General features: G+C 33.0%; 2 protein-coding genes, 2 tRNA genes and 1 rRNA gene. All 5 read right to left on the bottom strand.

Annotated elements, in window-relative coordinates; translation table 11 throughout:
• Window positions 1-1,117: 1,117 nt before the first annotated feature.
• Window positions 1,118-1,408 carry a MepB family protein gene (locus tag ACTQ5J_RS13370; protein ID WP_441753716.1) on the bottom strand — a complete coding sequence of 97 codons (291 nt, stop codon included), beginning with the start codon at window positions 1,406-1,408 and terminating at the stop codon, window positions 1,118-1,120.
• Between the two features lie 153 nt (window positions 1,409-1,561).
• Window positions 1,562-1,894 carry a GNAT family N-acetyltransferase gene (locus tag ACTQ5J_RS13365; RefSeq protein WP_441753714.1) on the bottom strand — a complete coding sequence of 111 codons (333 nt, stop codon included), beginning with the start codon at window positions 1,892-1,894 and terminating at the stop codon, window positions 1,562-1,564.
• Between the two features lie 661 nt (window positions 1,895-2,555).
• Window positions 2,556-2,628 (bottom strand) — tRNA-Thr (locus ACTQ5J_RS13360).
• A gap of 26 nt (window positions 2,629-2,654) precedes the next feature.
• A tRNA-Asn gene (locus tag ACTQ5J_RS13355) sits at window positions 2,655-2,727 on the bottom strand.
• A gap of 42 nt (window positions 2,728-2,769) precedes the next feature.
• Window positions 2,770-2,874 (bottom strand): 5S ribosomal RNA (rrf, locus tag ACTQ5J_RS13350); the annotation flags it as partial.

The raw sequence follows: 2,874 nt of genomic DNA, 5'->3' as shown, positions 1-2,874 counted from the left end.
GAGCTTTGTGTCAGTTGCGAATGTTTTGTTTCGCTGTGACAACTTTTATATTGTATCACGTTTCGATTAGGCTTGTCAACCACATTTCAAAAGATTATTTAAATTCTTTTTTTGTGACTGGATGGCTGTGAAGCGCATCGCCTTAACGGAACTTTTATATAATACCATGATTCTCTGTCGCTTGTCAACCACTTAATTAAATTTCTTTTAAGTTTTTACAGAGGTGTTTCAAATATATGAAATATTCTTTACAATTTCTTCGTCCTCTTAACGACAAGAACTAATATACCACGGGAAGCTTCCATCTGTCAAACACTTTTTGAAAGTATTTTTAATATAAACAGCTTTATACTTTTTTTAATCCTTATCATAGTATAAAAACCCTTTGCACTGAGCTTTCATATCTTTTTCATTTATAAAATCATCTTTACTATCTTTCTGAAATTACTGACTATTTTTGTGGCTCTTTACATTTCCACTCAACAGCAGGCTTCATTTTGTTTGAGTATGAGGCCGTTAATGTACTATTTTCGCGAATTCATTTATTTATTTATTTTATTTTTATTGATGAGATTTAAGTATGCTTTCTATCTTTATCTTTTAAGTCATGTTTTTGCTACGTAAATGTATTTCATTAATTATTTGCTGTTTAATTATAGTATTGTCCTATTACAGCTTTTCTTTCTTATAGATATTTGCGGCCTACGTTAGTTATGAGTAATTAAATTGATTCGATACTTCTATTATATTGTTTTCTTGTGAATGGATTATCTCTAATCACCTTAGCCAGATACTGCTAGCTTTCATTATTTGTAAAGTTCTATTGAAATTCCAAGCAACAGTGATGAATTTATTAGTGTCTAAGTGTTTATCAAGCGACTTTCTAATTCAGCTATTTACACTACCTACCTCTTCCCTTTAAAGTATAATTTGATTTCATTCTTACTATTATACTTTAATTACTGGCTATTAAAATAAATCTTTGACTTTTTTACTATAGTGATTGTTTAAAAAGGCACTGATTTACAGCACCCAATATTAAATTTGCTCTATTCAACTTTTTATTTCCAATTAGACACAATTCCTTACTCGGAATATTTTTTTAATATTTTTATTGTCATTTTTGTGTAGCTTTAGTTGTTTCATTTAATTTTTGACACCAGGATGGATAGATGGTCATCGCCATTTTTTCTCTTTGGGTTTCATTAGTTAAAATCCAATGTTTAATTGCTGCATCTTCAGAAATGATAAAAATCCCTTCATAATCAGTATCTTTTTCGACTATTGCTAGTTCTTTAGAACTAGCTTCTGATCGAAAAAGCAGATTTTTATTTAAAGGATCTTTCCACCAAAAAGCAACAAAGTAGTCAAGCTTTCTAGCGGTTTTCTTTCCAAATCTACTTCGTATTATTTTCCCCCATTAGTTTCAATAAGAATTCCTTCACACTTTTCTTTATGCTTTTCGTACTTTAATAATTTAATTTTCCATACTCTTTCAATAAAGTCTTGGTTGATATTATGAAATTCCCCTTTTAAAACTTGATTAGGATTACTCGGACACCTAAATTTTAATACTGCTTATTTGTTTGCTTTCCCATTCTTCCCTTAAAATTCCCATGCGAATCGAATCATAATAGTTTTCCTCGTATAATCTTACTTTTCTTATACGTGCTTCTAGCTGCATCCCTAGCTTTTGTGCTACTCGTATCATACGCTGATTGCCTGACCAAGGGGTCAACCCCACTCTCACTTGTGGTAAAGTATTGAAAATATGATCTACCAACAGCTTTAGTGCTCGGGTACCGATGCCTTTATTCCAATTCAGTCCATCATGTATCACTTCCCCTACTTCCAACCATACAGATTGACTATCTTCAAAATAATTAGAAACAATTCCTCAAACAATGTCGTCATTAGTGATTACCAAAAATCATTCTGTTCAATATATTTAGACGAAATCTCCTCAAATTTTTTGAAAGATATGGGCCTATGAAGATAATAGGGTCCATCCCACTTTTTCTATTCCGGTGCTTCATCTTTAAAAATTAATTCCCGCATTTTTCCAGTCTTGCTTAATTGCTGGGCGTATAGGCAATTCTTTATCCTTATACATACAATCCTCATTTCAACAGATAGTTTTAAATTACAAGTAAAATTGTTCAAATTTTTATTAGTATCTTTCTTTTTTATCATTCAAAATATAACGATTGAATGATTCCAGTACTTTATTCCAAGCTAAAGAATATGGCTCAATTGTCATGAAATGATCTGTATCAAAAAGAATTTCGAGATGAACTCTCGTTCCTTTTTTAGGGCTTTATTATAATAGTTTATACTCATCTCAACTGGTACTTGTCGATCATTTCCCCCTTATAAACTCACCAACACCCGTTGACAAAGAACCTTAAAAAACTGAATTCACGCCTCCTTACGAGAACGAGAGTTAAGTTGATAACCTATCCTAGTATAAAAAAAAGAATCGTCACAAACATTGAATTAACAACATCTGTAACGATTCTATGAATTTTGATTGACTCTCTATAATAACCTCTTAAAGCCACCTGCCGGAATCGAACCGGCGACCTCTTCCTTACCATGGAAGCGCTCTACCTACTGAGCTAAGGCGGCGTATATCCTAGGTTAAAAAAAAAACACTCCGCAAGCAGGGCTCGAACCTGCGACATCATGATTAACAGTCATGCGCTCTACCAACTGAGCTATTGCGGAATAATAATTATATCAGTGTATAAAAAAAAAATAACGACACTTGCGTGGCAACGTCCTACTCTCACAGGACCAAAGGTCCAACTACCATCGGCGCTAAGAAGCTTAACTGCTGTGTTCGGCATGGGAACAGGTGTATCCTTCTTGCCT

This window comes from Fundicoccus sp. Sow4_F4 (assembly GCF_052116145.1).
Classification (GTDB): domain Bacteria; phylum Bacillota; class Bacilli; order Lactobacillales; family Aerococcaceae; genus Fundicoccus.
Note: the sequence above shows the minus strand (reverse complement) of the source record. Positions and strands in the feature narration are given on the sequence as shown.